Origin of the sequence: Thermoanaerobacter sp. CM-CNRG TB177, from assembly GCF_018588165.1 — a bacterium.
In the GTDB taxonomy this organism is placed as follows: domain Bacteria; phylum Bacillota; class Thermoanaerobacteria; order Thermoanaerobacterales; family Thermoanaerobacteraceae; genus Thermoanaerobacter; species Thermoanaerobacter thermocopriae.
Window position 1 is genome coordinate 1 of sequence record NZ_JAFCAC010000089.1, and the last position, 1,982, is coordinate 1,982.

Below are 1,982 nucleotides of genomic sequence, written 5' to 3' on the forward strand. Positions count from 1 at the left end.
ATTCCTATATTAGCATATAGGAAATATTAGGTCAACAAAAAATTTTCAAAAACCTAATAAGACAAAAGTTGGCTCATTGTATAATTAAATACAGCAAGATAAAAAAGAGAGTTAAAGCAAAAAAACTAGTACGATATTGGTACCAAATCAAATACATGGAAGATTGTTGCTATGGTGGTTCTTACTATTTGAATAGATGAATTCAAAGTATATTCTGGAGGAGTGATTGAAGAAGAAATTACAAAAAGGTGAAAACATATTGAAAACATTTAAATGAAAGCATATAATAGAAGGTGTGATTACCAAAGTATTGGGGGGATTTTTATGGATTTAAATTCCTACATAGACAATATGAGAGATGACATTATAAAATCAGTTCAAGAGTTGGTCAGGATAAAAAGCGTACAAGATGAACCGAAACCAGGAATGCCTTATGGAGAAGGTATTGCTAAGGCATTGGACAAAGCTTTAGAGATTGCACAAAGTTTAGGCTTAAAAACTAAAAATGTGGATGGCTATGTAGGGTATGCAGAATACGGCGAAGGAGAAGAAATGATAGGAGTTTTGGGACATTTAGATGTGGTTCCAGAAGGTGATGGGTGGACTTATCCACCTTATGGTGCTGAAATCCATGATGGAAAGATATATGGAAGAGGTACTGTAGATGATAAGGGACCGATAATCGCTGCTTTATATGGCTTAAAAGCTATAAAAGATGCAGGATTAGAACTTTCCAGAAGAGTGAGGATTTTATTTGGTACAAATGAAGAGACTGGTTCTCATGAAATTCCTTATTATTTAAAACACGATGAAGCGCCTACAATGGGCTTTACTCCTGATGCTCAATATCCCATCATATATGCAGAAAAGGGAATAACAATGTTTAATGTAGTAAAAGACTTTAATAAAAAGCCCAGCAATATAGTTATAAAATACATCAAAGGTGGAGAAAGGCCTAATGTAGTGCCAGGCTTTTGTGAAGCTGGATTAAAGGTAAAAGAGGCAAATAAGAAGAAAGAAATTCAAGATAAGCTAGAAGCTTTCGTAAAAGAGACGGGTTACAATTTGAAGGCTGAAGAAAAAGACGAAATGCTTGTAATCAAATCAGTAGGGGTTTCGGCTCATGGCAGCCTTCCACACTTAGGGAAAAATGCTATAATGCAGCTATTTCTCTTCCTTGACAGAATCGATTTAGAAGATAGCGATGTCAAAGATTTTATACATTTCTTCGCTACAAATATTGGAATAGAAACAAACGGAAAAACTTTTGGAATATACTTAAAAGATGAAACAGGAGAATTGACTTTTAACGTTGGTACAATTCAATTAGATGAAAGCAAAGGAGTATTAGGTTTAAATATCAGGTATCCTGTAAAATATAAATATGAGGATTGGATGAATATTTTTGAGAATAAAATCAAAACTAATGGAATGAGAATAGAAGACATGCTCCATCAGCCACCTTTGTATTTCCCACCAGCCCATCCTTTGATAAAAACTTTGAGCAAGGTTTATGAAGAACAGACAGGACAGAAGGCAGAGCTTTTAGCAATAGGTGGAGGAACTTACGCGAAAGAGATGCCTAACACAGTGGCTTTTGGGCCTGTTTTCCCAGGCAAGCCAGAGTTAGCACATCAAGCGGATGAATATATAGAAATTGAAGATTTGATATTAAATGCAAAAATTTATGCTCACGCTATATATGAATTAGCAAAATAAAATCCCTCTTTTGAGGGATTTTATTTTAAACTAAAATATAGTTTCTTTTCCTCTACTATAAATCCTAATTCTTTCCAAGGCAAAGATATAACACAAAATGATATTCTTATTTGGCGATTTTTACTATATAGTATATGTTATTATGCAACTAAGTGGTTTTATATTATAAATTCTATTAAAACGTTTAAATTCCTTCTTTGTATTAAAAAAGATAGTGTAAAATTTCAGTAGGTGATGAAGCAGGAAAATGGGGTATGGATGTA

At 33.5% G+C, this 1,982-nt stretch carries 1 protein-coding gene; it reads left to right on the top strand.

Annotated elements, in window-relative coordinates; translation table 11 throughout:
- Window positions 1-324 precede the first annotated feature (324 nt).
- Window positions 325-1,719, top strand: a complete 1,395-nt coding sequence (gene pepV, locus I4N53_RS10785) for a dipeptidase PepV (RefSeq protein WP_003867222.1) — start codon at window positions 325-327, stop codon at window positions 1,717-1,719.
- Window positions 1,720-1,982: the final 263 nt, after the last annotated feature.

Bases quoted from the DNA above. Each gene is read 5' to 3' on its own strand.
- pepV (WP_003867222.1), top strand. From the start codon at position 325: ATGGATTTAAATTCCTACATAGACAATATGAGAGATGACATTATAAAA.